Source organism: Herbaspirillum sp. B65 (assembly GCF_000333555.1).
Lineage (GTDB): Bacteria > Pseudomonadota > Gammaproteobacteria > Burkholderiales > Burkholderiaceae_D > Herbaspirillum > Herbaspirillum rubrisubalbicans.
The window spans coordinates 1-5,440 of sequence record NZ_BADI01000552.1 but is presented as its reverse complement, the minus strand read 5'-3'; the positions used below and the strand labels follow the sequence as shown (position 1 = coordinate 5,440).

Sequence of the window (5,440 nt, the reverse complement as noted above, 5' to 3'; positions counted from 1 at the left end):
GCGAGGGCTACAGCAATTACACGGTCAATGGCTCGTATGCGAACGCTGCGGCAGGTAGCCAGACGGTGAACGTGAACGTAGCGTTGGCAGACACGACGAACTACTCATTGAGCACGTCAAGTCAGAACAAGACAACAGCCAACATTGCGAAGGCCAATGTGACGGTAGCGAACGTGACGGCATCGGACAAGGTGTACGACACGACGAAGAACGCAGCACTGTCGAATGGAAACGTGACGGTGCAGTTGGGTAATGCCAGTGCTGCGAACGGCAGCCTCGCCAATGCGACGGCGTTCAGCAACTACACGGCCAATGGGACGTTTGCGAATGCATCGGCGGGTAGTAACAAACTTGTGAGCCTGAATGTAGCGTTGGCAGATACGACGAACTACACGTTGTCGGGAACGACGCAACAGAACATAACGGCCAACATTGCAAAGGCCAATGTGACAGTGGCGAACGTGACGGCATCGGATAAGGTGTACGACACGACGACCAATGCGGCCATTAGCAATGTGGGTGCGGCGACGGTGTTGCTGGGTAATGCCAGCGCGGCGAATGGTACGTTGGCGTCGGCGACGGGCTACAGCAATTACACGGTCAATGGCTCGTATGCGAACGCTGCGGCAGGTAGCCAGATGGTGAATGTGAACGTCGCGTTGGCAGACACGACGAACTACACATTGAGCACGTCAAGTCAGAACAAGACGACGGCCAATATTGCGAAGGCCAATGTGACGGTGGCGAACATGACGGCATCGGACAAGGTGTACGACACGACGACCAATGCGGCCATTAGCAATGTGGGTGCAGCCACGGTGTTGTTGGGTAACGCCAGCGCGGCGAATGGCACGTTGGCCTCGGCGACGGGCTACAGCAACTACACGGTCAATGGCTCGTATGCGAACGCCGCGGCGGGTAGCCAGACGGTGAACCTGAACGTGGCGTTGGCAGACACGACGAACTACGCATTGAGCACGTCAAGTCAGAACAAGACGACGGCCAACATTGCGAAAGCCAATGTGACGGTGGCGAACGTGACGGCATCAGATAAGGTGTACGACACGACGACGAACGCGGCACTGTCGAATGGCAACGTGACGGTGCAGTTGGGTAATGCTAGTGCTGCCAATGGCAGTCTTGCGAGTGCGACGGCGTTTAGTAACTACACGGCCAATGGAACGTTTGCAAATGCATCGGCAGGTAGTAACAAGCTTGTGAACCTGAACGTGGCGTTGGCAGATACGACGAACTACACGTTGTCGGGAACGACGCAACAGAACATGACGGCCAATATTGCAAAGGCCAATGTGATGGTAGCGAACGTGACGGCATCGGATAAGGTGTACGACACGACGACGAACGCAGCCATTAGCAATGTGGGTGCGGCGACCGTTCTGTTGGGTAACGCTTCTGCAGCCAATGGTACGTTGGCGTCGGCGACGGGTTATAGCAACTACACGGTCAATGGTTCGTATGCGAACGCCGCGGCAGGTAGCCAGACGGTAAGCGTGAACGTTGCGTTGGCAGACACGACGAACTACACATTGAGCACGTCAAGTCAGAACCAGACGACGGCCAATATTGCGAAGGCCAATGTGACGGTGGCGAACGTGACTGCATCGGATAAGGTGTACGACACGACGACCAGTGCGGCCATTAGCAATGTGGGTGCAGCCACGGTGTTGCTGGGTAACGCTTCTGCCGCGAACGGCAGCCTGGCGTCGGCGACGGGCTACAGCAACTACACGGTCAATGGCTCGTATGTGAACGCAGCAGCGGGTAGCCAGACGGTGAACGTGAACGTAGCGTTGGCAGACACGACGAACTACTCATTGAGCACGTCAAGTCAGAACAAGACGACAGCCAACATTGCGAAGGCCAATGTAACGGTAGCGAACGTGACGGCCTCGGACAAGGTGTACGACACGACGACGAACGCAGCACTGTCGAATGGCAACGTGACGGTGCAGTTGGGTAATGCGTCGGCCGCGAACGGAACGTTGGCGAGTGCGACGGCGTTCAGCAACTATACGGCCAATGGGACGTTTGCAAATGCATCGGCAGGTAGCAACAAGCTTGTGAACCTGAACGTGGCGTTGGCAGATACGACGAACTACACGTTGTCGGGGACGACGCAGCAGAACATGACGGCCAATATTGCAAAGGCCAATGTGACGGTGGCGAACGTGACGGCGTCGGATAAGGTGTACGACACGACGACCAATGCGGCCATTAGCAATGTGGGTGCAGCCACGGTGTTGCTGGGTAACGCCAGCGCGGCGAATGGTACGTTGGCGTCGGCGACGGGCTACAGCAATTACACGGTCAATGGTTCGTATGCGAACGCAGCAGCGGCTAGCCAGACGGTGAACGTGAACGTGGCGTTGGCAGACACAACGAACTACGCATTGAGCACGTCAAGCCAGAACAAGACGACGGCCAACATTGCGAAAGCCAATGTGACGGTGGCGAACGTGACGGCCTCGGATAAGGTGTACGACACGACGACGAACGCGGCCATTAGCAATGTGGGTGCGGCGACGGTGTTGTTGGGTAACGCCAGCGCGGCGAATGGTACGTTGGCGTCGGCGACGTCTTATAACAACTACACAGTGAACGGTTCGTATGCGAATGCAGCGGCCGGTAGCCAGACGGTGAACCTGAACGTGGCGTTGGGCGATACGACGAACTACACGGTGAGTACGTCAAGCCAAACGAACACAACAGCGACCATTGCGAAGGCGAACGTGACGATCGCTAACGTAGCGGTATCGGACAAAGTCTATGACACCACCACGAACGCAGCGCTGACGAAGGGAAGCGCCCAGGTTCAGCTGGGTAACGCATCAGCGGCGAACGGAAGTCTGGCTAATGCGACGTCGTTCACGAATCTTACGTTGGCAGGTGGCTTTACCGATGCTGCTGCGGGTAGCAACAAGACAGTGAATCTGAACGTCGCGTTGGCAGATACGACGAACTACACGTTATCTGGTGCAACACAACTGAGCACGACGGCCACTATCGCGAAGGCAAGCGTGACATTGGGGAATGTGACGGCATCGGACAAGGTGTATGACACGACGACGAATGCGTCGCTGACACCTGGAAGCGCCCAGGTGCAATTGGGTAATGCATCGACTGCGAACGGAAGTTTGGCGAATGCGACCGTCTTCACAAATCTGACATTGATCGGCGGATTTGCCAACGCGTCTGCAGGGAATAACAAGACTGTCAATCTGAATGTGGCGTTGGCAGATACGACGAACTACACGTTGTCTGGTGCAACACAGCTGAGCACGACGGCCAATATCGCGAAGGCGAACGTGACGGTGGGCAATGTGGTGGCCTATGGAAAGGTCTATGACATGACGATCAACGCAAATATTGCTAGCGCGGGGACGGCGACAGTTCGCCTGGGCAATGCAAGCGCGGCTAATGGCAGTTTGGCCAATCCATCTGCTTATACCGATTACACGGTGAGCGGGTCGTTCACTAACGCTGCGGCTGGTTTGCAGACGGTGAGCCTGGCTACGGTGCTTGCCGATCCTGCTAACTACAGCCTTGCATCGGAAAGCCAAACGACAACCACGGCAACGATTGCCAAGGCAAACGTTGTTCTTTCGAACGTGGTCGTATCGGATAAGAGTTACGACGGCACGACCGGAGCGACTGTTTCCTCTAGCAATGGACTGGTTCAGTTGGGCGACCCGAATAGAGCTGATGGCAGCCTGCAAGGTGCGTCGAAATTCAATGGATATCGCATTGGTGCGACCTTTGTGAATCCGGCGGCAGGGGCCTCGAAACAGGTGAATCTGAATGCAACGTTATTTGATTCTGCGAACTACACCATCGCAAGTATGCCCACTGCGACGACTGCAACGATTTTGAATAATCAATCGTCCGACGCCACGAGTCAGATTGGAAGTGGGGCGATCTTTAATGGTGGGCAGGCCGTGTGGATTCAAGGTGTAGCGACACCATTGGTAATTACGACGTTGAACATTAGCGATCCCAATAGAGCGATTCAGAAGTCGCCCCAGGTGACGCCTTGGATTACGGAGCTTTCGGACAGGAAATCCAATGCATCCCTGTTCAATATTCAAGATACGGGTGTGAAGCGCTAAACGTAGTTATCCGAAGCGTGAGAAAAGAGCGATAGGTCAAGGATGAAAAGGATATTGGTCACAGGTGGCGCGGGATTCTTGGGATCGCATCTATGTGAAGCCCTTCTTAAGAGGGGCAATGAGGTGCTATGTCTGGACAATTTCTATACGGGGATGCGCCGCAATATTGGTCATCTATTAGAGGAGAGGAATTTTGAGCTGATTCGCCATGACGTGACCTTTCCACTGTATGTGGAGGTCGATGAAATCTACAACTTGGCTTGTCCGGCCTCGCCAGTGCACTACCAAAGTGATCCAGTTCAGACGTTAAAAACGAATGTGCATGGGGCAATCAATATGTTGGGTCTGGCCAAGAGGGTAAAGGCGAAGATATTTCAGGCCAGTACAAGTGAGATTTATGGCGATCCTGAAATGAGTCCTCAGAAGGAGTCGTATTGGGGAAGAGTGAATCCGATAGGAATCCGTAGTTGTTATGACGAAGGGAAGCGCTGCGCGGAGACTTTGTTTTTTGACTACCACCGTCAGCATGGTGTGCCGATCAAGGTGGCGAGAATCTTCAATACATACGGTCCTCGGATGAGGGTGGACGATGGACGGGTGGTGAGTAATTTTATTGTGCAAGCCATACGTGGAGAACCAATTACGGTCTACGGCGATGGGGCGCAAACCAGAAGTTTCTGCTACGTGAGCGATTTGATTGGTGGTGTTGTCGCGCTCATGGAGAGTTCGTCTGATTTTTATGAGCCGGTAAATATCGGAAATCCTGTCGAGCTTCGCATCATTGATATTGCAAGAGAAGTGATCGAGTTGACGGGATCTAGAAGTCAGATCGTTCATCGCCCTTTGCCGCAAGACGATCCGCGACAGAGACGCCCGGATATTACTCGAGCACAGAATCTACTAAGTTGGCATCCACAGGTCCGGTTGAGGGAGGGGCTGTTGAAGACGATTGAATATTTTCATGAACTGCTAAGCGAAGGAAGTTAGGACATGTCAGAAATAGCATTTGAAAATGCGCTCGACGCAATGCGGTCTCCATCGCAGATGGGAATCATCTGTCTCGACATCACCAATAAGTGTGATCTGCACTGCTCAAATTGCACACGTCTATTGGCCAATCAGGATCGTTTCTACGACATGACGTTGGAGAACTTCAGATTGGCAGTACGCAGTTTGCGTGATTACCCGGGGACGATTGCGGTCATTGGTGGGAATCCTTGTATGCACCGAGACTTTGAAGGAATCTGCCGTGTATTTGTTGAAGAGATTCCGGATAAGGAAAGAAGGGGGCTCTGGACAAACAAGTCTTCAAA

At 53.8% G+C, this 5,440-nt stretch carries 3 protein-coding genes; all 3 read left to right on the top strand.

Features of this window, described 5'->3' with window-relative positions; translation table 11 throughout:
* Positions 1 to 65: 65 nt before the first annotated feature.
* Positions 66 to 4,127, top strand: coding sequence for a beta strand repeat-containing protein (locus I5W_RS32075; protein ID WP_044529612.1), 4,062 nt, complete (start codon positions 66 to 68; stop codon positions 4,125 to 4,127).
* A 42-nt stretch (positions 4,128 to 4,169) separates the two neighbouring features.
* On the top strand, positions 4,170 to 5,114 hold the full coding sequence (locus I5W_RS13460; protein WP_034358861.1) for a UDP-glucuronic acid decarboxylase family protein: 945 nt from the start codon (positions 4,170 to 4,172) through the stop codon (positions 5,112 to 5,114).
* A 3-nt stretch (positions 5,115 to 5,117) separates the two neighbouring features.
* The coding region (locus I5W_RS32830) for a hypothetical protein (RefSeq protein WP_044529611.1) at positions 5,118 to 5,440 on the top strand (323 nt) is incomplete at its 3' end.

What these genes read in the sequence shown, in the direction of transcription:
- I5W_RS13460 (WP_034358861.1), top strand. Translation starts at nt 4,170, where the DNA reads ATGAAAAGGATATTGGTCACAGGTGGCGCGGGATTCTTGGGATCGCAT.